This is a genomic window from Pseudomonas sp. HLMP (assembly GCF_046365545.1).
In the GTDB taxonomy this organism is placed as follows: Bacteria; Pseudomonadota; Gammaproteobacteria; order Pseudomonadales; family Pseudomonadaceae; genus Aquipseudomonas; species Aquipseudomonas guariconensis_B.
Map to the genome: position 1 here is coordinate 1,760,813 of NZ_JBDLLR010000001.1, position 26,000 is coordinate 1,786,812.

The window sequence follows — 26,000 nt, forward strand, 5'->3', positions numbered from 1 at the left end:
AAGGATAGTTTGTTCGATCGGGGGCGGCTGTGAGCAGCAAGCTTCAAGCGGCAAGAAAAAGCAGGAGTGCGCACACCCCTGCTTTTGCTTTTGCTTGCCGCTAGATCCTGAAGCTGCCGACCAGGTGCTTGAGGCGGGTGGCCTGCTGTTCGAGGTCGGCGCAGGCGCGCAGGGTGGCCTGCAGGTTCTCGACGCCTTCCTGGTTGAGCATGTTGATCTCGTTGATATCCATGTTGATCGAGTCGACCACGGCGGTCTGCTCCTCGGTGGCGGTGGCCACCGACTGGTTCATGCCGTCGATCTCGCCGATGCGCTGGGTCACGCTGCCCAGGCGCTCGCCGGCCTGGTTGGCGATCGCCATGCTGTCGTGGCTGTGGCGCTGGCTCTGGTCCATGGTCTCGACCGACTCGCGGGCACCGACCTGCAGCTCCTCGATCATGCTCTGCACCTGCTGCGCCGACTCCTGGGTGCGGTGGGCGAGGTTACGCACCTCGTCGGCGACCACGGCGAAACCACGGCCGGCCTCGCCGGCACGTGCCGCCTCGATCGCCGCATTGAGCGCCAGCAGGTTGGTCTGCTGGGAAATGCTGGTGATCACCTCGAGGATCTGGCCGATATTCACCGTCTTGTTGTTGAGCGTCTCGATGTGGGCGCTGGAGGTGACGATCAGGTCCGACAGGCGGTTCATCGCTTCGATGTTGCGTTCCACCACCTGCTGGCCTTCCTCGGCCAGCAGGCGCGCCGAGGTGGCGTGTTGCGAGGCCTGGGCGGCATTGCCGGCGATCTCCTGGGCCGCGGCGCCCAGCTCGTTGATGGCCGCGGCGACGCTGTTGGTGCGGTTGGACTGCTCGTCGGAATTGGCCATCGACGAGTTGGAGGCGCTGATCACCCGCAGGGCCACTTCGTTGACCTGCTCGGTGGCCGAGGACACTTCGCGGATCGAGCTGTGGATGCGTTCGACGAAGCGGTTGAAGGCACTGCCGAGGATGCCGAACTCGTCATGCTGGTGGATCTGCAGGCGCTTGGTCAGGTCGCCTTCGCCTTGGGCGATGTCTTCCATGGCCCGGGTCATGGCGTGCAGCGGTTGCATCAATACACGGATCAGCAGGCCGAGCAGGGCGATGATGATGACCACCGCGACCAGGGTAGCGATCACCGCCGAGGTGCGGAAGCTGCTGAGCATGGAGAAGGCCTTGTCCTTGTCCACCGACAGGCCGATGTACCAGTTGGCCGAAGGCAGGCCTTTGATCGGGGTGAAGGTCAGCAGGCGGTCCTGGCCGTCGGAGCGGACCTCGGTCAGGTCGTTGGAGAGTTTCGGCGTGTTCTGCGGGAACAGGTCCGACAGCGACTTCATCACCAGCGCCTTGTCCGGGTGGACCAGGATCTTGCCTTGGTCGTTGACCAGGAAGGCGTAGCCCATGCCGCCGAAGTCCAGCGAGTTGATGATCTCCACCAGGCCATCGAGGGTCAGGTCGCCGCCAACCACGCCGACGCTGCTGGACACCTTGCTGAGGATGCCGATGACCATCTTGTTGGTGGTCAGGTCGATGTAGGGTTCGGTGAGGATCGCGCCGCTGGCGTTCATGCCGTCCTTGTACCAGGGGCGTACGCGCGGGTCGTAGCCGTCGGGCATCGGCGCGTCGGGACGCACGCTGAAGCCGCCGTCGACCTTGCCCAGGTAGACCGTGAGGAAGCTTGAGATCAGGGCATTCTGGCCCATCAGGGTTTCGGCGTTGGCGGGATCCTGGGCAATGTTCTGGGCCAGGTTCTCCACCAGCTTGATACGGCCTTCGAAGAGGTTGCGGATGTTGGTCGAGGTGGACTCGCCCATTTCAGCCAGATAGTTCTCCAGGTCCTCGCGAATCGCATTACGCTGGAGGTAATCGTTGTAAAGGGTGAACAGGCTGAACGCGAGTATCACGATCAGCGAGGCCGCCAAGAGGATCTTGTGGCTGAAGCGAAGGCTTTTGTTCATGGCGTATCGGGTCCGCTAAGGTTTTATCGGGTCGTTCGCACGAAGGCAGCTTGGAAAACAGTGCAACAATCACCGGGGTCCTTTTCGGGTTGTTCCTGTCTTTCAGGGGGAAATCACGATGGGATATCGGCCGATAGGCGGCAAAGCTTGAGGAGAGGTAGAAAGAAGATGTCAGATTCTTCGCAAATAGTTGTAGGAGCAGGCCCGGACGGCCAGCCTGTGGGCCAGCCCATGCGCCTGGCCAACCGCCATGGCCTGGTGGCCGGTGCCACCGGTACAGGCAAGACGGTGACCCTGCAGCACCTGGCCGAGATCTTCAGCGATGCCGGTGTGGCGGTGTTCGCCGCCGACGTCAAGGGTGACCTGTGTGGCCTCGGTGCTGCCGGCACGCCACAGGGCAAGGTGGCCGAGCGCATCGCCGGGATGCCCTGGCTGGCGCATCGCCCGCAGGCTTATCCGGTCACCTTGTGGGATATCGCCGGCGAGTCCGGTCATCCGTTGCGCACCACGCTCAGCGAAATGGGCCCGCTGTTACTGGGCAATTTGCTCGAGTTGAGCGACAGCCAGCAGGCCGCGCTGTATGCCGCCTTCAAGGTGGCCGACCGCGAGGGCCTGCTGTTGCTGGACCTGAAGGACCTCAAGGCCTTGCTGGCGCACCTGAAGGACAACCCCCAATTGCTGGGCGAAGACAGCGCACTGATGACCAGCGCTTCCACCCAGGCCTTGCTGCGCCGCTTGGCGACCCTGGAGCAGCAGGGCGCCGAGGCGCTGTTCGGCGAGCCGGCCCTACAACTGGAAGACCTGTTGCGTCCGGACAGCGACGGCCGTGGGCGCATCCACCTGCTCGATGCCAGCCGCCTGGTGCACGAGGCGCCGAAGGTGTATGCCACGTTCCTGCTGTGGTTGCTGGCGGAGCTGTTCGAACAGTTGCCCGAGCGGGGCGATGCCGACAAGCCGGTGCTGGCGCTGTTCTTCGACGAGGCGCACCTGCTGTTCAACGACACCCCCAAGGCATTGCAAGACCGCCTCGAGCAGGTCGTGCGGCTGATTCGTTCCAAGGGGGTAGGCGTGTACTTCGTCACCCAGTCGCCGGGCGACCTGCCGGATGCGGTATTGGCGCAGTTGGGCTTGCGCATCCAGCATGGCCTGCGCGCCTTCACCGCCAAGGAGCAGAAGTCGCTCCGGGCCGTGGCCGATGGTTTCCGCCCCAATCCGGCGTTCGATACCTTGAGCGTGTTGACCGAACTCGGTATCGGCGAGGCGCTGGTGGGCACCTTGCAGGACAAGGGAACGCCGGAACAGGTCCAGCGGGTACTGGTGGCGCCGCCGCAGTCGCGGATCGGGCCATTGAGCGCGGCCGAACGCAGTGCCTTGGTCGCCGCCTCGCCGTTGGCCGGGCGTTACGACAAGCCGATCGATCGCGAGTCGGCCTATGAAATGCTCATGGCACGCAAGGGCGAACCGGTGGAGCCGGTGCCGCAGCCCAAGGCTGACGAGGACAGTTTCGCTGACAAGGCGGGAGAGTTTTTGCAAAGCGCGGCGGGGCAGGCGATCAAGTCGGCGGTGCGGCAGGCGGCCAACCAGCTGGGCAGGCAATTGGTGCGGGGGCTGATGGGGTCGCTGCTGGGGGGCAAGCGACGTTGAGCTAACCCCCCATCGCCGGCTTGCCGGCGATGGGGGGCGAAGCCGCCCCAAATGACAACTGAAAGTCTTAACTGACCGGCATTGCCCTTGGGGCGCTTTTCCTGCAACAGCGATCGGTTCAGCTGATCGACTTCGACGCCAGCCAGAACAAGCCCGCGGCCAGGCCCATGGAGGCCGGCAGGGTCAGTACCCAGGCCAGCAGGATGGTCTTCACCGTGCCGCCTTGCAGGCCGCTCTTGTTGGCTACCATGGTACCGGCCACGCCCGAGGACAGTACGTGGGTGGTCGATACCGGCAGGCTGAACACGTTGGCCATGCCGATGGCGCAAGCGGCGGTGATCTGTGCCGACATGCCCTGGGCATAGGTCATGCCCTGCTTGCCGATCTTCTCGCCGACGGTCAGTACCACGCGCTTCCAACCCACCATGGTACCCAGGCCCAGCGCCAGGGCGACGGCCACGATCACCCAGAACGGGGCATATTCGGTGGTGGCGGTCAGGTCCTTGCGCAGCTTGTCCAGGTCGGCCTTTTCACGGGCATCCAGGCCAGGCAGCTTGCCGACCTTCTTCGCCGTGTCGTCCAGGCAGAGCAGGTAGCGACGTACCTCGACACGCTTCTCCGCGCTCAGGGCACGGTAGTCGGTCACGCCTGCCAGCGACGATTGCAGGGCGGTAATGGTCGGTTCGGTCTGCTGCGGGTTGCAGCTGAACTGCTCTGGCAGGTCGCTCGGGATGGCCTTGCCCAGTGCCAGGTACTCGCCCAGGGTGGCGGCATTGCGCTGGTAGAACTGGCTCAGGTGCAGGGTGGCATCGCGGGTACGCTCGATCTGGTAGGTGGTGCTGTTCAGGTCGAGGACGAATTTCGCCGGGACGATACCGATCAGCACCAACATGATCAGGCCGATACCTTTCTGGCCGTCGTTGGAGCCGTGCACGAAGCTCACGCCCATGGCCGAGATCACCAGGACCAGGCGGTTCCAGAAGGGCGGGTGCTTCTTGTCGTCGAGCTTGCGGCGCTGCTCCGGGGTCTTGTGCATCTTCGACAGCGGGCGCCACCACTTCAGGCCGATCAGCACCAGGGCCGCCACGGCGAAGCCGGCCATGGGCGAGACCACCAGCGACAGGGCGATGTCGATCGCCTTCTGCCAGTTGACGCCGTCGCCCAGCGGGATCTCGTTGATCAGGGCGTTGGCCAGGCCCACGCCGAGGATCGAGCCGATCAGGGTATGGGAGCTGGACGCGGGGATGCCGAAATACCAGGTGCCCAGGTTCCAGGTGATGGCCGCGGCCAGCAAGGAGAAGACCATGGCCAGGCCGTGCCCGGTGTTCACATTGATCAGCAGCTCGACCGGTAGCAGGTGGACGATGGCATAGGCCACCCCGACACCGCCCAGCAGAACCCCGAGAAAGTTGAACACGCCGGAGAAGAATACGGCCAGGTGTGGTGGCATGGCTTTGGTATAGATGACGGTGGCTACCGCGTTGGCGGTGTCATGAAAGCCATTGATGAACTCGAATGCGAGCACGAAGGTCAGGGCGAGCAGCAGGCTCACCAGCACCCAGGCATCCAATCCGCTGAATAAATCGATCATGAAGGTTTTCTGGCGGTCTTAGGGGGGCGCGATTATGCCAGAAAACCTTGGCAATCGATGCACCTGCGACTGACCGATGGCGTCTTCGAAGCAGAGGGCGAAGTGGGCGAGGCGGGGCACCAACAAAGGTTAGCGGCGCTTAATGTGCTTGAAAGTCGTTGAAAATCATCGAAAAAGTGAAAATTTGGCGAGCGGGGAAAAAATCAAACGTCCGTATGAAATTTGTGTAATTCCATTTCATCCATGGCGTTACGGTAAAGATCGGCCTGCACCAGAGGCAGGAGGCCGCTGGTGCCGAGGCCGAGTGCGAGCTGGCCAATACAGGCCACTGGAACGGGAAGGGCTCAGGACTGCTCGCTGCGCAGTTCCTTTTCCATTTTTTCCAGTTCCTGGGCAAAGACCTGGTCTTGGACGGTGGCGCGCTTGCGCCACGGTTTGCGTTCCGGTTCCGGTTGCGCGGCATAGGTGGTGACTTCGCCACCGTAGACTTCTTGGTAACGTTCAGCCTGGCGCTCGAGTTCCGCGCGCAGTTCTTCTTTCGTCACAGTAATACCCGACTATGTTGACGTTTTTGCCCTGGCCACGTCATGCGAAGTTACGCATGCGGCTGCGTCGCCAGAGCGAACAGGCTGTTGCAGCGACAGTATCCATGCGGTGCATGACTCGTAAAATGGAAATAGGCCTTGAGCCTTGCACCTGGCTTGCTGGCGGTAACTCGATGGGGCGACGGGGTGGGCCGCGCCGAATGATCGGACCGGGCCAGCGGATTCGATTATAGCAATCGGCAAGTCAATGGCTACCGTTCTTTATCGATAACGGGCAAACAGTTGGAAGTTGCTCTTGTGACCGTCGGCATGTTCCGTTTCTGCCTCATGAAGTTGGAGGCGCAGGTCTGCCGAAAGTTCGTTCGAAATAGAAGGGGAATGAAAAACGGCCTCGCGGGTAGCGAGGCCGTGCCTGGGGACTTCTACGGTGGGTACCTGACCAGTCTCTCCAAAGAAGCCACATGTGGCAGGAGAAAGGTATAAGCAAAAGTGTCAGCGGTCAATTGCGATTATCGGCCGTTGGTTCGATAATCGCACGAACGACGGATTTTTTGAGGTTAGCCATGAGCGAAGACACCCAGGCCACGGATCGCGAAAACCAGGAACCTGCGCGCCCCACCGCCCCCGCGTTGGCCCCGCCGATCGTGGCGTCGCCGGCCAAGCGTATCCAGGCGTTCACTGGCGACCCGGACTTCATGACCTCCCTGGCCCGGGGCCTGGCGGTCATCCAGGCGTTCCAGGAGCGCAAGCGCCACCTGACCATCGCCCAGATCAGCCATCGCACCGAGATCCCCCGGGCGGCGGTACGTCGGTGCCTGCATACATTGATCAAGCTGGGCTATGCCACCACTGACGGGCGGACCTACTCGCTGTTGCCCAAGGTGCTGACCCTCGGCCACGCCTACCTGTCGTCCACGCCCCTGGCGGTGTCTGCGCAGCCGTACCTGGACCGTATCAGCGATCAATTGCACGAAGCGGCCAACATGGCGACCCTCGAGGGGGACGACATTCTCTACATTGCCCGTTCGGCCACGGTGGAGCGGTTGATCTCGGTCGATTTGTCGGTGGGGGGGCGCCTGCCGGCCTACTGCACGTCCATGGGACGGATCCTGCTGGCCGCGCTGGACGACGCCAGCCTGCGGGAATACCTGGAGCGTGCCGACCTCAAGGCCCGTACCAGCCGCACCCTGCATGACCCCGACTCGCTGTTCGCCTGCATCCAGCAGGTACGCGCCCAGGGCTGGTGCGTGGTCGATCAGGAACTGGAGCAGGGCTTGCGTTCGATCGCCGTACCGATCTACGACGCCTCGGGGCAGGTGCTGGCTGCGCTCAATGTCAGCACCCACGTCGGCCGGGTCAGCCGCAGTGAACTGGAGCAGCGCTTCCTGCCGATCCTGTTGGCGGCTAGCCGCGACCTGTGCCATCAGCTTTTTGGTTGATAGGCAGTGTTGAAGCATCTGGGGCTGCAGAGCAGCCCCATGGGTAACGCATTTCGAACAGATCCCCGTGTTTCCTGTTCGATAAACGCACAGTCTCGCCTCCAGCGAATTGCGCAGGCCCCAGGCGCTGATTAATGTCTCTCGCAGCGGTCGGCCCTGCCGACCGGACAATAACAACACCCGAGGCGCATCCATGACCACTGCCCCCTCGCTGCCGCGGCCGCACCCGCTTGCAGCATGGCCATCTTCCGGCTGATCGCCAGCCGTTCCACGTCCCATCGCCGTTCCCTGCGCCGTTCTCGCGTGCAGTGGACTGCCTGCGCCCATTTTCCGGACAAGAACAATGAACAACCCGCAAACCGCTGTCGGAAATTGCCTCGACGTCCAGTCGTTCATCAACGGCCAGCCACTGTCCCGCTACCAGTGGCGGGTAGTGATCCTGTGTTTCCTGATCGTTTTCCTCGATGGCCTGGACACCGCTGCCATGGGCTTCATCGCCCCGGCCCTGTCCCAGGAATGGGGGATCGACCGCGCCAGCCTGGGCCCGGTGATGAGCGCCGCGCTGATCGGCATGGTATTCGGCGCCCTGGGTTCCGGGCCGTTGGCCGACCGCTTCGGGCGCAAGGGCGTGCTGGTGGGGGCGGTACTGGTTTTCGGCGGCTTCAGCCTGGCCTCGGCCTACGCCAGCAATGTCGACCAACTGCTGGTGCTGCGCTTCCTGACCGGCCTGGGGCTGGGCGCCGGCATGCCCAATGCCACCACGCTGCTGTCCGAATACACCCCTGAGCGGCTCAAGTCGCTGCTGGTGACCAGCATGTTCTGCGGTTTCAACCTGGGGATGGCCGGTGGGGGCTTCATTTCCGCCAAGCTGATCCCAGCCTATGGGTGGCACAGCCTGCTGGTGATCGGTGGCGTGCTGCCGTTGCTGCTGGCCCTGGTGCTGATGGCCTGGCTGCCGGAGTCGGCGCGCTTTTTGGTGGTACGCAACCGGGGCAATGACCGGGTACGCAAGACCCTGGCGCCTATCGCGCCAGGCGTGGTGGCCCAGGCTGCCAGTTTCAGCGTGCCGGAGCAGAAGGTGGTGGCGGCGCGCAATGTCTTTGCGGTGATCTTCTCCGGTAGCTATGGCCTGGGCACCGTGCTGCTGTGGTTGACCTACTTCATGGGCCTGGTGATCGTCTACCTGCTGACCAGCTGGCTGCCGACCCTGATGCGCGACAGCGGCGCCAGCCTGGAGCAGGCGGCGTTCATCGGGGCGCTGTTCCAGTTCGGCGGGGTACTCAGCGCGGTGGCGGTGGGCTGGGCCATGGACCGCTTCGACCCGCACAAGGTCATCGGCATCTTCTACTTGCTGGCCGGGGTGTTCGCCTACGCGGTGGGGCAGAGCCTGGGCAACATCACCTTGCTTGCCACCCTGGTGCTGATCGCCGGTATGTGCGTGAACGGTGCGCAATCGGCCATGCCATCGCTGGCGGCGCGGTTCTACCCGACCCAAGGGCGAGCCACCGGGGTGTCCTGGATGCTCGGCATCGGCCGTTTCGGCGCGATCCTGGGGGCCTGGAGCGGTGCGACGCTGTTGGGGTTGGGATGGAATTTCGAGCAGGTGCTGACGGCGCTGCTGGTACCGGCGGCGCTGGCGACGGTGGGGGTGATCGTGAAAGGGAGGGTGAGTCACGCTGACGCGACCTGATTTCAGGGGCATCAGCCATCAGCTATCCGCGCCCTACGGGCTTCTGTCGATCGCGCGAATACTAAATAGTAGAGCAACAAATTGTTCGATAATCGAACGAAAGTGCGATTATCGGATTGTAAGCGACCCGCCAGCCTCCTTAATCTGAGCTCAACGTAGCACCCTGACCAGGAGTCTCCACATGGCTGCAATCCTCCCGCTTCACGACGCCGTGAAGCAATTCATCCAGGATGGCGATACCGTCGCCCTCGAAGGCTTCACCCACCTGATCCCGACCGCCGCCGGTCACGAGATCATTCGCCAGGGCAAGCGGGAGTTGACCCTGGTGCGCATGACCCCGGACTTGATCTACGACCAGCTGATCGGTGCCGGTTGCGCCCGCAAGTTGATCTTCTCCTGGGGCGGCAACCCAGGTGTCGGCTCGCTGCACCGCCTGCGCGATGCAGTGGAGAAACACTGGCCCCACGCGATCGAGATCGAGGAGCACAGTCACGCCGACCTGGCCAACGCCTACGTCGCCGGTGCCTCGGGCCTGCCGTTCGCAGTGCTGCGCGCCTACGCCGGCTCCGACCTGCCGAAGGTCAACCCCCTGATCAAGAGCGTCACCTGCCCGTTCACTGGCGAAGTGCTCGCCGCCGTGCCGTCGGTACGGCCAGACGTCACCGTGATCCACGCGCAGAAGGCCGACCGCAAGGGCAACGTGCTGCTGTGGGGCATCCTGGGCGTGCAGAAGGAAGCTGCTCTTGCAGCCAAGCGCTGCATCGTCACCGTCGAGGAGATCGTCGACGACCTGCAGGCGCCGATGAACGCCTGCGTCCTGCCGACCTGGGCGATCAGCGCGGTCTGCCTGGTGCCCGGTGGCGCCCATCCGTCCTACGCCCATGGCTACTACGAGCGCGACAACCGCTTCTACCAGGCCTGGGACCCGATCGCCCGCAACCGTGAGTCGTTCACCGCCTGGATCGATACCTACATCCGTGGCACCGCCGACTTCAACGAATTCAAGGCCAAGCTGGCCAGCACCGCGGAGGCTGCGCAATGAGCTATTCCACTTCCGAAATGATGACCGTCGCCGCTGCCCGTCGCCTGCGCAACGGCGCTGTCTGCTTCGTCGGCATCGGCCTGCCGTCCAAGGCCGCCAACCTGGCGCGCCTGACCTCGTCGCCGGATGTGGTGCTGATCTACGAATCCGGCCCGATCGGTGCCAAGCCCAGTGTGCTGCCGCTGTCCATCGGCGATGGCGAGCTGGCCGAGACCGCCGACACCGTGGTACCCACCGGCGAGATCTTCCGCTACTGGCTGCAGGGCGGGCGTATCGATGTCGGTTTCCTCGGCGCGGCCCAGGTCGACCGCTTCGGCAACATCAACACCACGGTGGTCGGTGACTACCACGCACCGAAGACCCGCCTGCCGGGCGCCGGCGGTGCGCCGGAGATCGCCGGTTCCGCCAAGCAGGTGCTGATCATCCTCAAGCAGTCGCAGCGGGCCTTCGTCGACAAGCTGGACTTCATCACCTCGGTCGGCCACGGCGAGGGCGGCGATTCGCGCAAGCGCCTGGGCCTGCCGGGTGACGGCCCGGTCGGCATCATCACCGACCTGTGCATCATGGAGCCGGAAGCCGGTACCCACGAGTTCGTGGTCACTTCGATCCACCCGGGTGTGACCCGCGAGCAGATCGTCGCCGCCACCGGCTGGCCGATCCGTTTCGCCGAGAACGTGCAGACCACCGCCGAACCTTCCGAGGTCGAGCTGTCGGCCCTGCGTGACCTGGAAGCCCGTACCGCCGCCGCCCACGGCCAGAAGGCAGGAGAAGCCTGATGCGCGACGTCTTCATCTGCGATGCCATTCGCACCCCCATCGGCCGCTTCGGCGGCGCCCTGGCCGGCGTGCGCGCCGACGACCTGGCCGCAGTGCCGCTCAAGGCGCTGGTCGAACGCAACCCGCAGGTCGATTGGTCGCAGCTCGACGAAGTATTCCTCGGCTGCGCCAACCAGGCCGGCGAGGACAACCGCAACGTGGCACGCATGGCCCTGCTGCTGGCCGGGCTGCCGCAGAGCGTCCCGGGCGTGACCCTCAATCGTTTGTGCGCCTCGGGCATGGATGCCGTCGGCACCGCCTTTCGCGCCATCGCCAGCGGCGAGATGGAGCTGGCCATCGCGGGCGGCGTCGAGTCGATGTCGCGGGCGCCGTTCGTCATGGGCAAGGCCGAGAATGCCTGGTCGCGCAACATGAAGCTCGAGGACACCACCATCGGCTGGCGCTTCGTCAACCCACTGATGAAGGCCCAGTACGGCGTGGATGCCATGCCCGAGACCGCCGACAACGTGGCCGATGACTACCAGGTGTCCCGTGCCGACCAGGACGCCTTCGCCCTGCGCAGCCAGCAGAAGGCCGCCGCGGCCCAGGCGGCGGGCTTCTTCGCCGAAGAGATCGTCCCGGTGCGTATCGTCCACCGCAAGGGCGAGACCGTCGTCGAGCAGGACGAGCACCTGCGCCCGGAAACCACCCTGGAAGCCCTGGCCAGGCTCAAGCCGGTCAACGGCCCGGACAAGACCGTCACCGCCGGCAATGCCTCGGGTGTCAACGACGGTGCCGCCGCGCTGATCCTGGCCTGCGCCGAGGCGGTGAAACAGCATGGGCTGACCCCGCGCGCGCGGGTGCTGGGCATGGCCAGTGGTGGCGTGGCGCCTCGGGTGATGGGCATCGGCCCGGTGCCGGCGGTGCGCAAGCTGACCGAGCGTCTTGGCCTGGCGGTGTCGGACTTCGATGTCATCGAACTCAACGAAGCCTTCGCCAGCCAGGGCCTGGCGGTGCTGCGCGAGCTGGGCGTGGCGGACGACGCGCCGCAGGTCAACCCCAATGGCGGCGCCATCGCTCTCGGCCACCCGCTGGGCATGAGCGGCGCCCGGCTGGTGCTGACGGCGCTGCATCAACTGGAGAAGAGCGGCGGGCGCAAGGGCCTGGCGACCATGTGCGTGGGCGTTGGCCAAGGGCTGGCGCTGGCCATCGAGCGGGTCTGACCGCGTGGTGTCGGGCCCGCTCCGATACCTGTCTGGGAGCTGCAAGGCAGCCCCCAGATTCAGCGCTCTGCCAGGCCCCACGGGTACTGCCTAGGTGATAGCGGAACGAGAGTGTTACTAAGTGTGTCTAGACTAGGCAGTGACCCTCCAGGAGTGAAACGCCATGACCTCAGCCTATTACACCGGCGAAGAGCGCAGTAAGCGGATCTTCGCCATCGTCGGTGCCTCTTCGGGCAACCTGGTGGAATGGTTCGACTTCTATGTCTACGCCTTCTGCGCGATCTACTTCGCCCCGGCCTTCTTCCCCTCCGACGACCCCACCGTGCAACTGCTCAATACCGCCGGCGTGTTCGCCGCCGGGTTCCTGATGCGGCCCATCGGTGGCTGGATCTTCGGCCGCCTGGCCGACCGCCACGGGCGCAAGAATTCGTTGATGATCTCGGTGCTGATGATGTGCGCCGGTTCGCTGCTCATCGCTTGCCTGCCGACCTATGCCAGCATCGGTACCTGGGCGCCGGCCCTGCTGCTGTTCGCGCGGCTGGTGCAGGGGCTGTCGGTGGGGGGCGAGTATGGCACCACCGCGACCTACATGAGCGAGGTGGCCTTGCGCGGGCAGCGCGGTTTCTTCGCCTCGTTCCAGTACGTGACCCTGATCGGTGGCCAGTTGCTGGCGGTGCTGGTGGTGGTGATCCTGCAGCAAATGCTCAGCGAGGACGAACTGCGTGCCTGGGGTTGGCGCATTCCCTTCGTGGTCGGCGCCGTCGCCGCGCTGATCTCGCTGATGCTGCGCCGTTCGCTGAAGGAAACCAGCAGCGCCGAAACCCGACAGGACAAGGACGCCGGGTCCATCGGCGGGCTGTTTCGCAACCACGCCGCGGCCTTCGTCACGGTGCTCGGCTACACGGCCGGTGGTTCGCTGATCTTCTACACCTTCACCACCTACATGCAGAAGTACCTGGTCAATACGGCCGGCATGCATGCCAAGAATGCCAGCTTCGTGATGACCGGTGCGCTGTTCCTGTACATGTGCATGCAGCCCTTCTTCGGCATGCTCTCCGACCGTATCGGCCGGCGTAATTCCATGCTGCTGTTCGGCGCCCTGGGTACGTTGTTCACCGTGCCGCTGCTGATGGCGCTGAAGACCGTGACCAGCCCGATCATGGCCTTCGTGCTGGTGACCCTGGCGTTGTGCATCGTCAGTTTCTATACCTCCATCAGCGGCCTGGTGAAGGCCGAGATGTTCCCGCCGCAGGTGCGTGCCCTGGGAGTGGGGCTGGCTTATGCCGTGGCCAACGCAGTGTTCGGCGGCTCGGCCGAATATGTGGCCCTGGGCTTGAAAACCCTGGGCATGGAGAACACCTTCTACTGGTACGTGACGGCCATGATGGCCGTGGCCTTCCTGTTCAGCCTGCGCCTGCCGAAGCAGGCGGCGTACCTGCACCACGATCATTGAGGACGCTTCATGAGCAACCAGCTGTTCGACGCCTACTTCACCGCGCCGGCCATGCGCGAGATCTTCTCCGACCGTGGCCGCCTGCAGGGCATGCTCGACTTCGAGGCAGCCCTGGCCCGCGCCGAAGCGGCCGTCGGGCTGGTGCCGCACAGCGCGGTGGCGGCCATCGAGGCCGCCTGCCAGGCGGAGCGCTACGATCCTCGTGCCCTGGCCGAGGCCATCGCCATCGCCGGCAACTCGGCGATCCCGCTGGTCAAGGCGTTGGGCAAGGTGGTCGCCAGTGGCGTGCCCGAGGCCGAGCGCTACGTGCACCTGGGGGCCACCAGCCAGGACGCCATGGACACGGGGCTGGTCCTGCAACTGCGTAACGCCCTGGCATTGATCGAAGCGGACCTGGCCAGGCTGGCCGACAGCCTGGCCCGCCAGGCCCTGCAGCACGCCGACACGCCGTTGGTGGGGCGCACCTGGTTGCAGCATGCCACGCCAGTGACCCTGGGCATGAAGCTGGCCGGCATGCTGGGGGCGGTGACCCGTCATCGCCAACGCCTGCAGGCGCTGCGCCCGCGCTTGCTGTGCCTGCAGTTCGGCGGTGCTTCCGGCACGCTCGCGGCATTGGGCAGCAAGGCCTTGCCGGTGGCCGAGGCATTGGCCGGGCAACTGGCGCTGGCCCTGCCCGAGCAGCCCTGGCACACCCAGCGTGACCGCCTGGTGGAGTTCGCCACGGTGCTGGGGATGGTCGCCGGCAGCCTGGGCAAGTTCGGCCGTGACGTCAGCCTCTTGATGCAGACCGAGGCTGGGGAGCTGTTCGAGCCGGCGGCACCGGGCAAGGGCGGTTCCTCGACCATGCCGCACAAGCGCAACCCGGTGGGGGCGGCGGTGCTGATCGGTGCCGCCACCCGTGTGCCGGGCCTCGTCGCCACCTTGCTGGCGGCCATGCCCCAGGAGCACGAGCGCAGCCTGGGCCTGTGGCATGCCGAGTGGGAAACCCTGCCGGAAATCTGCTGCCTGGTCTCTGGCGCCCTGCACCAGGCCCAGTCGATCGTCGAGGGCATGGAGGTGGATGCCGCGCGCATGCGCCGCAACCTCGACCTTACCCAGGGCCTGGTGCTGGCCGAGGCGGTTAGCATCGTCCTGGCCCAACGCCTGGGGCGCGACCATGCCCATCACTTGCTGGAACAATGCTGCCAGCGTGCCGTGGCCGAACAGCGCCACCTGCGCGCCGTGCTCGGCGACGATGCGCAGGTCACTGCGCAGTTGTCTGCCGAAGCGCTCGACCGTTTGCTCGACCCTGCCCATTACCTCGGCCAGGCCCGCGTCTGGGTGGCACGCGCCGTGGCTGAACACCAACGTTTCACTGCCTGAAGGAGACCGCTGTGGCGCATTTGCAACTGGCCGATGGCGTACTGCATTACCAACTCGACGGCCCGGCGCATGCCCCGGTGCTGGTGTTGTCCAACTCGCTGGGGACCGACCTGCACATGTGGGATACCCAGATCCCGGCCTGGAGCGAGCATTTTCGCGTGTTGCGCTACGACACCCGTGGCCATGGCGGTTCGCTGGTGACCGAGGGGCCGTACAGCATCGAGCAACTGGGGCGCGACGTGTTGGCCCTGCTCGATGCTCTGGACATCCACAAGGCGCATTTCGTCGGGCTGTCGATGGGCGGGCTGATCGGCCAGTGGCTGGGCATCAACGCCAGCAGCCGCCTGCTGAGCCTGACCCTGTGCAATACCGCCGCGAGGATCGCCAACGACGAGGTGTGGAACACCCGTATCGACACCGTGCTCAAGGGCGGGCGCCAGGCCATGGTCGACCTGCGCGATGCCTCCATCGCCCGTTGGTTCACGCCCGGTTTCGCCCAGGCCGAGCCGGAGCAGGCCCAGCGCATCTGCCACATGCTGGCGCAGACCGCCCCCGAAGGCTACGCGGCCAACTGCGCCGCGGTGCGTGATGCCGACTATCGCGAGCAACTGAACCGTATCCAGGTACCGACCCTGGTCGTTGCCGGTACCGAGGACGTGGTCACCACGCCAGAGCATGGCCGTTTCATGCAGGCGGGGATCCTCGGCGCCGAGTATGCCGAGTTCCCGGCCGCGCACCTGTCCAACGTCGAGATCGGCGCGCCGTTCAGCCGCCGTGTGCTCGACTTCCTGCTGGCTCGCTGAGGATCGCGGCATGGACGAGAAACAACGCTACGAAGCCGGCATGCAGGTGCGCCGTGCCGTGCTTGGCGATGCCCACGTGGACCGCAGCCTGGAGAAGCTCAACGACTTCAACGGCGAGTTCCAGGAGATGATCACCCGCCACGCCTGGGGCGATATCTGGACCCGCCCGGGCCTGGCGCGGCATACCCGCAGCCTGATCACCATCGCCATGCTGATCGGCATGAACCGCAACGAGGAACTCAAGTTGCACCTGCGTGCCGCGGCCAACAATGGCGTGACCCGGGACGAGATCAAGGAAGTGATCATGCAGAGCGCGATCTACTGCGGGATACCGGCGGCCAACGCGACCTTCCACCTGGCCGAGTCGGTGTGGGATGAGCTAGGGGTCGAATCGCGGGCCTGATCCAGGATCCAGGGGGCTGCCTTGCAGCCCCAGTCACACGGCGGCTTTCTTCTGACGCACCGCCACCGGCCCGGCATTGGCCTCCACGGCCCGCTTGAGTGCCGGGCACAATCCCAGCATGAACGCCAACTCCGCCACCACGAACAGCGGCCCGATGATCAGCCCGCTGACATCGTCGACGAACGCCGGCTTGCGACCTTCGTAATAGTGCCCGACGAACTGGATGATCCAGCCCACCACGAACGCGCCCAGCCCGGCGCTCAGCCACAGCCCGGTAGCCTGCACCGCCAGCGCCTGCCCGGCCCACAGGCACAGCCCTAGCAGCGCGCCCATGACCAGCCCGAAGCGCAGGTCCAGGCGCAGGTAGAACCATACCGACGCCGCGGCCACCAGCAATGCCGGGGAGAGCCAGACACCGGCCAGTGCCCAGCCGGGCCGTGACAGGAGGATCGTCACCGCCAGCACGATCAGCGGGATGCCGACGAAATGGGTGGCGATGTTGCGTGGGTCGCGGTGATAGGCCGCGTATTGGCTCAGGTGATCGACGAGGCTTTTCATTGTCGTTCCTCCTTGGCGCCCTGGCAGGAGCGCGACGAATCGTTATGCATGAGCATAGCGCGAGGCCTGGCCTCCCGGAACCGTGCAGCGTTGATGCGCAGGCATCAGCGCGGCGAATGATCGTGGCGCGGCTGCCGGTTGCCCTGGCGAGCGGAACTGCCTGTCGAGGAAGACTGGGTGTCGATCTGGAGCAGGGTCTCGATCATCGCACGTGCCGCCGGCGACAGGCGATAGCCGCTGCGGCTGACCACCCCGCAGCGCACGCTCAATACCTCCAGCCCCGGTGGCAGGTTGCGCCAGTGCAGGCGCACCAGGCGCCCAGTGGCCAGGTCTTCGGCCACCGCCTCCTCGCTGGCGCTGCCGATGGCATCGCTGGCCAGCACCACGCTGCGCAGCACCGCCAGGTGCTCGGTCTGCAGGTGCGGGGTGAAGTCGTTACGCCCGCTGAGGTTGGCCAGGCGCTTGCGCACGCCAGGCACGAGCAGGGCGCTGGCCAGCGGGTAAGCGAACAGGTCGTTGGTCGACAGGCTGTCCTTGGCCAGCAGTGGGTGCCCAGGGCGGCAGAAAAACAGGCCGGGGCGGGGCGTGAGCGGTTCGGTGTGGAAGTTCGGGTCGGCCTCGAACGGGCGGATGTCGTCGACGAAGAACTCGATCTGCTCGCGGCGCAGGGCCTGGCCCAGGCGTTCGGCGTTGTCCACCAGCAGCGCGGTGCGGATCCCGGGATGCGCCGCGATGAAGTGCTGCAGGGCCTCGGGCACCAGGCGCACGGCCAGGGCCGGGCCGCTGCCGAAGTGCAGCTCGCCGGCGTCGAGCTTGGTCATCTGCAGCACCTCGTTGCTCAACTGCGCTGCGCCCTGCACCAGGCGCCGGGCGTGCTGCAGGACCACCTGGCCTTCGGGCGTGGGCTGCAGGTTCTTGCTGCCACGGTCCACCAGTGCGCAACCCAGCACCTGCTCCAGGCCCTGGATGGCGCGGCTGAAGGCCGGCTGGGTGATGCCCATGGCATCGGCGGCACGGACGAAGCTGCGGTATTCGGTGAGGGCAATGAAGTAGCGCAGCTGGCGGAGGTCCATGGTGAGGCTCTACGGCGGGTGGTCAGGGTTCGTTTTTAGCCTTGGCTTTATATAGCGTCAACATATTGGTTGGCTGTTTATTATTCGTTTTTGTTATTTTCATAGAAACCCGTTCGCGGGCAAGCCCCACAGGGCCTTGCAGGCATACCCTCGATGCTGGTCAGCCAAGCGGATTGGGGCTGCAAAGCAGCCCTGATTGCTCCGATATCACAACAGCCCAAGCGGATAGCTGACGATCAGCCGGTTCTCGTCGAAGGCGTTGCTGCTGAAGTCGCGTCGCATGGTGGAGTTGCGCCATTTCAGCGACAGGTCCTTGAAGGGGCCGGCCTGTATGACGTAGGCCAGTTCCGTCTCCCGTGCCCATTCCTTGCCGTCGCTGATGCCGCCGATGTGTACGTTGTCGCCCTTGATGTAGCGATTCATCAAGGTCAGGCCGGGGAGACCGAGGGTGACGAAGTTGAAATCGTGGCGCAGCTGCCAGGAGCGTTCCTTGGCATTGTCGAAGCTCGAGTTGTAGCTGTCGTTGGCCAGGGTGCCGCCGCTGGTGCCGTTGACCCGCAGCCAGGCGTCATCGCCGCTGACCTTCTGCAAGCCCAGGTACAGGGTGTGCCCGCCATGGCGGGCCGAGAGCATGGCCGAGGCGGTACGGTTGTCCAGCGCACCGGCGCGTTCGGCGCCGTCTTCGCTGCCGATGAAGTAGCCGAGGTTGGCGCCCAGGGTCCAGTCACCCAGGGGCTGGCTGTGCACCAGGTTGATGTATTGCTGGCGGTAGATGTCCTTGAGCCGGGCGTCCCACAGGCCGACCAGGGTGCGCTTGTCGTTGAACGTGTACTCGCCGCCGGCGAAGTCGAAGCGGTCGGAGGTGAAGGCGGCGCGACCGTTGAGCGACATGTCTTCCATGCTGGCATCGTTGCGCGGGCTGTTGCCACGGAACTGGCCGGCGTACAGGGTCAGGCCGTCGATTTCCCGGGACGTGAGTTGGCCGCCACGGAAGGTCTGCGGCAGTGAGCGGCCGTCATCGGCACGCAGGATCGGCAGCACCGGCATCCACTCGCCGATCTTCAGTTCGGTCTGCGACAGCTTGGCCTTGAAGGCAACGCCTAGGCGGCCGAAATCGTCGGCCGGGCGGCCGTCGTCATGCACCGGCAGCAGATGGGTGCCGGCGGTGCCCCTGCCGCCATCGAGCTTGACCGAGTACAGCCCCAGCACATCGACACCGAAGCCGAGGGTGCCCTGGGTGAAGCCGGAGCGGGCGTCGAGGATGAAGCTCTGGGTCCATTCCTCGGCCTTGCCCTGGGGATTGGCCGGGTCGACGAAGTTGCGGTTGAGGTAGAAATTGCGCAGGTTGAGCGTCGCCGTGGCGTCTTCCAGGAAACCGCTTTCGGCGGCCAGGGCGGGCAGGGCGCAGGAGATAGCCAATAGGCCGGGCAACAACTGGCGTGCGGGTTGCAAAGTGCTCATCGGTGGTGGATCTCTTGTTTTTATCTGGGCGAGCCGGTGCACTGCGGTGCGGGTCGCAGGTTCGGCGCTGGTTCTTGATGAACTTGTGCAACGTTGCCTGGGCGATGGTGCGGGGCGGGGAGGGGCGAGGCAATTCGCTGCAAGCGGAAAGGGGCGATTATCGAACGAAATGTTCGGGCTGGTTAATTTTCGCCGTTCACCTTGGCCCTATCGTCGGCAAAGCAGCTCCAAGGTGTCATTTGACACAAAAAAGCCCACCGCAAGGGTGGGCTCGATGCCGCTGCTGGACGATCAGCCTTTGGGCGTATCCACCGAGGCCTGCTGGTTGGCCTGGCCGGTGCGCTCGTACCAGCCGCCGCCGAGGGCCTTGTACAGGTTGACCTCGCTGACCAGTTGCGAGAGCCGGTCGCTGATCAGCGCCTGCTGGGCGCTGAACAGGTTGCGCTGGGCGTCGAGGAAGGTCAGGTTGCTGTCGATGCCGATGCGGTAGCGGCGCTCGGCCAGGCGGTAGTAGTCCTGGTTGGCCGATACCAGGTCGCGCTGCGCCTGCAGCTGCTCCTCGAAGGTCTTGCGTGCGGCCAGGCCATCGGAGACTTCCTGGAAGGCGGTCTGGATGGTCTTTTCGTACTTGGCGACGTTGATGTCCTTCTGGATCTTCGAGTAGTCCAGGCTCGCCTTCAGGCTGCCGGCGGTGAAGATCGGCAGGTTGATCTGCGGCTGGAACAGCCAGGTGCCGGAGCCGCCCTTGAACAGCCCGTCCATGTCCGGGCTCAGGGTGCCGGCATTGGCGGTCAGGCTGATACTCGGGAAGAACGCCGCGCGGGCCGCGCCGATATTGGCGTTGGCCGCCTTGAGCAGGTGCTCGGCTTCCTGGATGTCCGGGCGGCGCTGCAGCAGGTCCGACGGCAGGCCGGCGGGGATCTTGGCCAGTTGGTCGGCGTCGAGCTTGAGCGGTGCCGGCAGGTCGGCCGGCACGCCGGTGCCCAGCAGCACGGTCAGGCTGTTGAGGTCCTGGGCGACCAGGCGTTGGTACTGCGACAGCTTGACCCGCGCGCCTTCCACGGCGGTGCGTGCCTGGCTCAGGTCGAGCGCGGAGGCCACGCCGACCTCGTTGCTGCGGCGGGTCAGGTTGTAGCTTTCCTCGTAGGTCTTGAGGGTTTCCTCGGTCAGCTTGAGCAGGGCCTGGTCGGCCTGCCAAGTGTAGTAGGCGTTGGCCACGCTGGCCACCAGGCTGATCTGCGTGGAGCGGCGTGCCTGCTCGCTGGACAGGTAGGTTTCCAGGGCCTGCTGGGTCAGGCTGCGCACCCGGCCGAACAGGTCCAGCTCATAGGCGCTGACACCGAGGGTGGCCGAATACTGGCTGGTGATGCCCGATTCGCCAGTCTGCGACATGTTCGCCGGAACCCGCTGGCGGCTGCCGCTGCCATTGGCCGAGACCGCCGGGAACAGGTCGGCCCGCTGGATGCGGTACTGCGCCCGGTAGGCGTCGATGTTCAGCGCCGCGACACGCAGGTCGCGGTTGTTCACCAGGGCGGTCTGGATCAGCTGCTGCAGCGCCGGGTCGTGGAAGAACTGGCGCCAGCCCTGTTCGGCGGCGGCCACCTCGGCCGACTCGGTCGGCGAGTACGCAGGGCCTTGCGGCCACTGCGCGGCCACCGGCGATTCCGGGGCCTGGTAGTCGGGGATCAGCGAGCAACCGCCGAGGATGAAGGCGGTTACCGCCAGGGACAGCAAGGACTTGGTCATTGCCCAGCCTCATAACGTGGAGTTTCAGGGGTGGCGTCGGCCTCCGGCTTCTTGCTGCCGAACAGCGACGACACGGCGACGAAGAACAGCGGTACCCAGAAGATGGCCAGCACGGTCGCACTGGTCATGCCGCCGATCACCCCGGTGCCGATGGCGTGCTGGCTGCCCGAGCCCGCGCCGCTGGCGATGGTCAACGGTACCACGCCGAGGATGAACGCCAGCGAGGTCATGATGATCGGGCGCAGACGCATGCGGCAGGCCTCGATGGTCGCGTCGTACAGGCTGTTGCCCTGCTCGTGCAGCTCCTTGGCGAACTCGACGATCAGGATCGCGTTCTTCGCCGCCAGGCCAATGGTGGTCAGCAGGCCGACCAGGAAGTACACGTCGTTGGACAGCCCGCGCATGCTGGTGGCGATCAGCGCACCGATGATACCCAGGGGCACCACCAGGACCACGGCGATCGGGATCGACCAGCTTTCGTACAGCGCTGCCAGGCAGAGGAACACGAACAGGACCGAGAGGGCGAACAGCGCCGGCATCTGCGAGCCGGAGAGTTTTTCCTCGTAGGACATACCGGTCCAGGAGTAGCCGATGCCCGAGGGCAGTTCGCCCGCGATGCGCTCGACCTCGGCCATGGCCTCACCGGTACTGTAGCCTGGGGCCGGGGCACCGAGGATCTCGACCGCCTCGACGCCGTTGTAGCGCGACAGCTTCGGCGAGCCGTAGGTCCATTGGCCGCTGGCGAAGGCGGAGAACGGCACCATCTCGCCATTGCCGTTGCGCACGTACCACTTCTGCAGGTCTTCCGGGCTCATCCGGGCGCTCGACTCGCCCTGGATGTACACCTTCTTGACCCGGCCGCGGTCGATGAAGTCGTTGACGTAGCTGCCGCCGAGGGCGATCGACAGGGTGTTGTTGATGTCGGCGATGGTCACGCCCAAGGCACTGGCGCGCTCGTCGTCGACGGTCAGCAGGTACTGCGGCTCGTCGTTCAGGCCGTTGGGGCGTACCGCGGTGAGGATCTTGCTCTGCGCGGCCTTGGCGAGGAACTCGTTGCGCGCTTCCATGAGCTTCTCGTGGCCGACGCCGGCGCGGTCCTGGAGGAACACGTCGAAGCCGGTGGCGTTACCCAGTTCGAGTACCGCCGGCGGGGCGAAGGCGAACACCATCGCATCGCGGAAGCTGAAGAAGTGCTGTTGGGCGCGGGTGGCCAGGTTGAACACGCTGTTTTCCGCCGAGCGCTCGTCCCAGGGCTTGAGCATGATGAACGCCATGCCCGAGCTCTGGCCACGGCCGGCGAAGTTGAAGCCGGTCACGGTGAACACCGACGACACGGTGTCGGCTTCGTCCGTGAGCAGGTATTCACGCATCTGGTCGACCACCACCTGGGTACGTTCGGCGCTGGAGCCGGCCGGGGTCTGTACCTGGGCGAACAGTACGCCCTGGTCTTCTTCCGGGAGGAACGCGGTGGGGATGCGCATGAACAACCAGATCATGCCGACGACGATCAGCGCATAGGCCAGCAGGAACGGCACCTTGTTGCGCAGGATGGTGCCCACGCTGCGTTCGTAGCCGCGCACGCTGCGGTCGAAGTTGCGGTTGAACCAGCCGAAGAAGCCGCGCTTGGCCACATGGTGCTCGCCCTTGGGGATGGCCTTGAGCATGGTGGCGCACAGCGCCGGGGTGAAGATCAGCGCCACCAGCACCGACAGGCCCATGGCCGAGACGATGGTGATGGAGAACTGCCGGTAGATCACGCCGGTGGAGCCGCCGAAGAACGCCATCGGCAGCAGTACCGCCGAGAGCACCAGGGCGATACCGACCAGCGCGCCCTGGATCTGCCCCATGGAGCGCTTGGTCGCCTCCTTCGGCGGCAGGCCTTCCTCGGCCATCACCCGCTCGACGTTCTCCACCACGACGATGGCGTCGTCCACCAGCAGGCCGATGGCCAGGATCATGGCGAACATGGTCAGGGTGTTGATGTTGAAGCCGGCCGCGGCAAGGATGCCGAAGGTGCCCAGCAATACCACCGGTACGGTCATGGTGGTGATGATGGTGGCGCGGAAGTTCTGCAGGAACAGGTACATCACCAGGAACACCAGCACCACGGCCTCGACCAGGGTGTGGATCACGCCGCTGATCGATTCGGTGACCACTGGGGTGGTGTCGTACGGGAACACGGCCTTCACCCCTGGCGGGAAGAAGGGCTCGAGGTCGCTGATGGTCTGGCGCAGCGCCTTGGCGGTTTCCAGGGCGTTGGCGCCGGTGGCCAGCTTGACCGCCAGGCCCGACGCCGGCATGCCGTTGTACTGGGCGCTGATGGCGTAGTTCTCGCCACCCAGGCCGACCTTGGCGACATCGCCCAGGCGCACCTGGGAGCCGTCGCGGTTGACCTTGAGCAGGATCTTCTCGAACTGCTCGGCGGTCTGCAGGCGGGTCTTGCCGATGATGGTGGCGTTGAGCTGGGTACCCGGCATGGCCGGCAGGCCGCCGAGCTGGCCGGAGGACACCTGCACGTTCTGCGCGGCGACGGCGGTGCGCACGTCCACCGGGGTCAGCTGGTACTTGTTCAGCTTGGCCGGGTCGAGCCAGATACGCATGGCGTACTGGGCACCGAACACCTGGAAGTCACCCACGCCGGCGGTCCGCGAGATCGGGTCCTGCATGTTGGAGACGATGTAGTTGGCCAGGTCGTCCTTGGTCATGCTGCCGTCTTCGGACACCAGGCCGATCACCAGCAGGAAGTTCTTCACTGCCTTGGTCACGCGGATACCTTGCTGCTGCACTTCCTGCGGCAGCAGTGGGGTGGCCAGGTTCAGCTTGTTCTGTACCTGGACCTGCGCGGTGTCGGGGTTGGTACCCTGCTCGAAGGTGGCGGTGATGGTCATGCTGCCGTCGGAGTTGCTCTCCGAGGACACATAACGCAAGTTGTCGATACCGTTGAGCTGCTGCTCGATCACCTGCACCACGGTGTCCTGCACGGTCTGCGCCGAGGCGCCCGGGTAGGTCACGGCGATGGCGATGGCCGGCGGCGCGATGTTGGGATACTGGCTGATCGGCAGGCGCAGGATCGACAACGCGCCCACCAGCATGATCACCAATGCGATCACCCAGGCGAAGATCGGGCGATCGATAAAGAACTTCGACATGTCTTACTCCCCTTTGCCGCCTGCGCTTGCCGCATTGGCCTGGGCTGGATTGACCGCTTTCTTGACGTTGGTGGCCTCGCTGACCTTGACCTCGACGCCCGGGCGGACGAACTGCAGGCCTTCGGTGATCAGGCGGTCGCCCGGGTTGAGGCCTTCCTCGATGAGCCAGTCGTTACCCAGGGTGCGGTTGGCCTTGAGGTTACGCAGCTCGACCTTGTTCTCCTGGTTGACCACCAGCGCGGTCGGGTTGCCCTTGAGGTCCCGGGTCACGCCCTGCTGCGGGGCCAGGATGGCGTTGGCGTTGACCCCGGCCTGCAGGCGGGCATGCACGAACATGCCGGGCAGCAGGGTGTGCTCGGGGTTGGGGAAGATCGCCCGCAGGGTCACTGAGCCGGTGGTCTCGTCGACCGCGACTTCGGAGAACTCCAGGCGGCCTTCCTGACCGAACAGGCTGCCGTCTTCCAGCACCAGCTGGACCTTGGCGGCATTCTCGCCGGCCTTCTGCAACTGGCCGCTTTCCAGGTCGCGGCGCAGCTTGAGCAGCTCGGCGGTGGACTGGGTGACGTCGACGTAGATCGGGTCGAGCTGCTGGATGGTGGCCATGGCGTTGCTCTGGCCGTTGTTCACCAGCGCGCCTTCGGTGACCGACGAGCGACCGATGCGGCCGCTGATCGGGGCCAGGACCTTGGTGTAGCGCAGGTCGATCTGGGCGCTCTTGAGCGAGGCTTCAGCCTGCAATCGTTTGGCATTGGCGTCGTCGTATTCCTGCTTGGAGACAGCCTGCTCGTCGATCAGCTGCTTGTAGCGCTCGGCCAGCGAGCGGGTGGCTTGCAGGTTGGCCTGGGCATTGGCCAGGTTGGCTTCGTAGATGGCCGGGTCGATCTGGTACAGCTGTTGGCCGGCCTTGACGTCGCTGCCTTCCTTGAACAGGCGCTTGAGAATGATGCCGTTGACCTGTGGACGAACCTCGGCGACCCGGTAGGCGCTGGTGCGTCCCGGCAGTTCGCTGGTCAGGGTGTAGGCCTGTGGCTGGAGGGTAACGACGCCGACCAGAGGAGCCTGCGCCGCGGGCGCTGCTTCTTCTTTGTTACAGCCACTTAGCAAGGTTGCCAGGGCGACGGCGGAAACCAGGGCGGTGACGGCTGGCTTGAATTGCATGAGGATCCTCGGGTCGCTAGAGCTGGGAGACGCTCAAGAATAGTGGAAGTGTCCTATCGGAAAAATACTTATCCAGTGGATAAATAGCTTACTAACGAATATACTTACATTCATGCTTGTTTGTAAATACCGCAGAGGGGTGTGAATCCCCCCGCGGACTGGACACATACACCGGGTGAGGCCCTGAAAGAGGCGACCCCGGCCTGATGACCGCACGCCATGCGAGCGTGCGGGCCGTGATAGAGGTTGAGCTGCCATGGTCCGTCGAACCAAAGAGGAAGCCCAGGAAACCCGCGCCCAGATCATCGAGGCGGCGGAAAAGGCCTTCTACAAGCGCGGGGTTGCGCGAACCACCCTGGCCGACATCGCCGAGCTGGCGGGCGTGACCCGCGGGGCGATCTACTGGCATTTCAGCAACAAGGCCGACCTGATCCAGGCATTGCTCGACAGCCTGCACGAGACCCATGACCACCTGGCCCGCGCCAGCGAGAGCGAGGACGAGGTCGACCCGCTCGGCTGCATGCGCACGCTGTTGCTGCAGGTGCTCAACGAGCTGGCGCTCGACGCGCGCACCCGGCGTATCAATGAAATCCTGCATCACAAGTGCGAGTTCACCGACGACATGTGTGAAATCCGCCAGCAGCGCCAGGGAGCGGTCCTGGATTGCCATGAGGGCATCACCCTGGCCATGACCAATGCCGTGCGCCGCGAGCAATTGCCCGCCGACCTGGACGTGCAACGTGCGGCCATCGCCCTGTTCGCCTATGTCGATGGCTTGATCGGGCGTTGGTTGCTGTTGCCGGACAGCTTCGACCTGTTGGGCGATGCTGAAAAATGGGTCGACACGGGGCTGGATATGCTGCGCTTGAGTCCCTCCCTGCGCAAATGACACTTTGTGAAGGATTGTGATGAAGTGTTTCCCCTCTGTAT

At 65.0% G+C, this 26,000-nt stretch carries 20 protein-coding genes and 1 pseudogene; 11 read left to right on the plus strand and 10 right to left on the minus strand.

What is annotated here, in order from left to right; all coding sequences use genetic code 11:
* Nucleotides 1-100: 100 nt before the first annotated feature.
* Both ABFA30_RS08330 and ABFA30_RS08335 read right to left on the minus strand, forming a co-directional pair.
* Nucleotides 101-865, minus strand: coding sequence for a methyl-accepting chemotaxis protein (locus tag ABFA30_RS08330; RefSeq protein ID WP_410046035.1), 765 nt, complete (start codon nt 863-865; stop codon nt 101-103).
* Nucleotides 866-958: 93 nt separating this feature from the next.
* Nucleotides 959-1,975, minus strand: a pseudogene (locus tag ABFA30_RS08335) (cache domain-containing protein); the annotation flags it as partial.
* A 168-nt stretch (nt 1,976-2,143) separates the two neighbouring features.
* On the opposite strand from ABFA30_RS08335, the gene ABFA30_RS08340 reads away from it, so the two are divergent.
* Nucleotides 2,144-3,619, plus strand: coding sequence for a helicase HerA-like domain-containing protein (locus ABFA30_RS08340; protein WP_225788023.1), 1,476 nt, complete (start codon nt 2,144-2,146; stop codon nt 3,617-3,619).
* 118 nt (nt 3,620-3,737) lie between these two features.
* On the opposite strand, the gene ABFA30_RS08345 is transcribed toward ABFA30_RS08340, so the two are convergent.
* Nucleotides 3,738-5,210, minus strand: coding sequence for an inorganic phosphate transporter (locus tag ABFA30_RS08345; protein WP_253080365.1), 1,473 nt, complete (start codon nt 5,208-5,210; stop codon nt 3,738-3,740).
* A 344-nt stretch (nt 5,211-5,554) separates the two neighbouring features.
* A complete protein-coding gene (locus tag ABFA30_RS08350; RefSeq protein WP_225788025.1) occupies nt 5,555-5,755 on the minus strand; it encodes a hypothetical protein in 201 nt (66 codons plus the stop codon).
* 563 nt (nt 5,756-6,318) lie between these two features.
* Between ABFA30_RS08350 and pcaR the strand changes: the two genes are divergently transcribed.
* The 9 genes from pcaR to pcaC all read left to right on the plus strand — a co-directional run bounded on the left by pcaR (nt 6,319) and on the right by pcaC (nt 15,925).
* Nucleotides 6,319-7,194 carry a pca regulon transcriptional regulator PcaR gene (pcaR, locus tag ABFA30_RS08355; protein WP_225788026.1) on the plus strand — a complete coding sequence of 292 codons (876 nt, stop codon included), beginning with the start codon at nt 6,319-6,321 and terminating at the stop codon, nt 7,192-7,194.
* A 343-nt stretch (nt 7,195-7,537) separates the two neighbouring features.
* On the plus strand, nt 7,538-8,884 hold the full coding sequence (locus ABFA30_RS08360) for an MFS transporter (RefSeq protein WP_225788027.1): 1,347 nt from the start codon (nt 7,538-7,540) through the stop codon (nt 8,882-8,884).
* Nucleotides 8,885-9,065: 181 nt separating this feature from the next.
* Nucleotides 9,066-9,926, plus strand: a complete 861-nt coding sequence (locus ABFA30_RS08365; protein WP_225788028.1) for a CoA transferase subunit A — start codon at nt 9,066-9,068, stop codon at nt 9,924-9,926.
* Nucleotides 9,923-10,702, plus strand: coding sequence for a CoA-transferase subunit beta (locus ABFA30_RS08370; RefSeq protein ID WP_253080366.1), 780 nt, complete (start codon nt 9,923-9,925; stop codon nt 10,700-10,702). Before ABFA30_RS08365 ends, ABFA30_RS08370 begins: the two co-directional genes overlap by 4 nt.
* On the plus strand, nt 10,699-11,904 hold the full coding sequence (gene pcaF / locus ABFA30_RS08375; RefSeq protein WP_225788186.1) for a 3-oxoadipyl-CoA thiolase: 1,206 nt from the start codon (nt 10,699-10,701) through the stop codon (nt 11,902-11,904). Before ABFA30_RS08370 ends, pcaF begins: the two co-directional genes overlap by 4 nt.
* Nucleotides 11,905-12,067: 163 nt before the next feature.
* The gene (locus ABFA30_RS08380) at nt 12,068-13,357 is read left to right on the plus strand and encodes an MFS family transporter (protein ID WP_225788030.1); all 1,290 of its coding nucleotides are present in this window, start codon (nt 12,068-12,070) and stop codon (nt 13,355-13,357) included.
* A gap of 9 nt (nt 13,358-13,366) precedes the next feature.
* Nucleotides 13,367-14,719: a 3-carboxy-cis,cis-muconate cycloisomerase gene (locus ABFA30_RS08385; protein WP_410045331.1), complete on the plus strand. Its 1,353-nt coding sequence runs from the start codon at nt 13,367-13,369 to the stop codon at nt 14,717-14,719.
* An 11-nt stretch (nt 14,720-14,730) separates the two neighbouring features.
* Nucleotides 14,731-15,522, plus strand: a complete 792-nt coding sequence (gene pcaD / locus ABFA30_RS08390; RefSeq protein ID WP_225788032.1) for a 3-oxoadipate enol-lactonase — start codon at nt 14,731-14,733, stop codon at nt 15,520-15,522.
* 10 nt (nt 15,523-15,532) lie between these two features.
* Nucleotides 15,533-15,925: a 4-carboxymuconolactone decarboxylase gene (gene pcaC, locus ABFA30_RS08395; protein ID WP_225788033.1), complete on the plus strand. Its 393-nt coding sequence runs from the start codon at nt 15,533-15,535 to the stop codon at nt 15,923-15,925.
* Nucleotides 15,926-15,958: 33 nt separating this feature from the next.
* Here pcaC and ABFA30_RS08400 read toward each other — a convergent pair whose 3' ends face one another.
* The 6 genes from ABFA30_RS08400 to ABFA30_RS08425 form a co-directional block, all read right to left on the minus strand.
* Complete coding sequence (locus ABFA30_RS08400) at nt 15,959-16,483, minus strand: DUF962 domain-containing protein (protein WP_225788034.1); 525 nt, start codon at nt 16,481-16,483, stop codon at nt 15,959-15,961.
* A gap of 104 nt (nt 16,484-16,587) precedes the next feature.
* Nucleotides 16,588-17,556, minus strand: coding sequence for a LysR family transcriptional regulator (locus ABFA30_RS08405; RefSeq protein WP_410045332.1), 969 nt, complete (start codon nt 17,554-17,556; stop codon nt 16,588-16,590).
* A 207-nt stretch (nt 17,557-17,763) separates the two neighbouring features.
* Complete coding sequence (locus ABFA30_RS08410) at nt 17,764-19,017, minus strand: OprD family porin (RefSeq protein WP_225788036.1); 1,254 nt, start codon at nt 19,015-19,017, stop codon at nt 17,764-17,766.
* 291 nt (nt 19,018-19,308) lie between these two features.
* Nucleotides 19,309-20,763: an AdeC/AdeK/OprM family multidrug efflux complex outer membrane factor gene (locus ABFA30_RS08415; protein ID WP_253080370.1), complete on the minus strand. Its 1,455-nt coding sequence runs from the start codon at nt 20,761-20,763 to the stop codon at nt 19,309-19,311.
* On the minus strand, nt 20,760-23,912 hold the full coding sequence (gene ttgB / locus ABFA30_RS08420; protein WP_225788038.1) for a multidrug efflux RND transporter permease subunit TtgB: 3,153 nt from the start codon (nt 23,910-23,912) through the stop codon (nt 20,760-20,762). The genes ABFA30_RS08415 and ttgB overlap by 4 nt, the downstream gene beginning before the upstream one ends.
* Nucleotides 23,913-23,915: 3 nt before the next feature.
* Nucleotides 23,916-25,070, minus strand: a complete 1,155-nt coding sequence (locus ABFA30_RS08425) for an efflux RND transporter periplasmic adaptor subunit (RefSeq protein WP_225788039.1) — start codon at nt 25,068-25,070, stop codon at nt 23,916-23,918.
* Between the two features lie 256 nt (nt 25,071-25,326).
* On the opposite strand from ABFA30_RS08425, the gene ABFA30_RS08430 reads away from it, so the two are divergent.
* Nucleotides 25,327-25,959, plus strand: a complete 633-nt coding sequence (locus tag ABFA30_RS08430; protein ID WP_225788040.1) for a TetR family transcriptional regulator — start codon at nt 25,327-25,329, stop codon at nt 25,957-25,959.
* Nucleotides 25,960-26,000 lie beyond the last annotated feature (41 nt).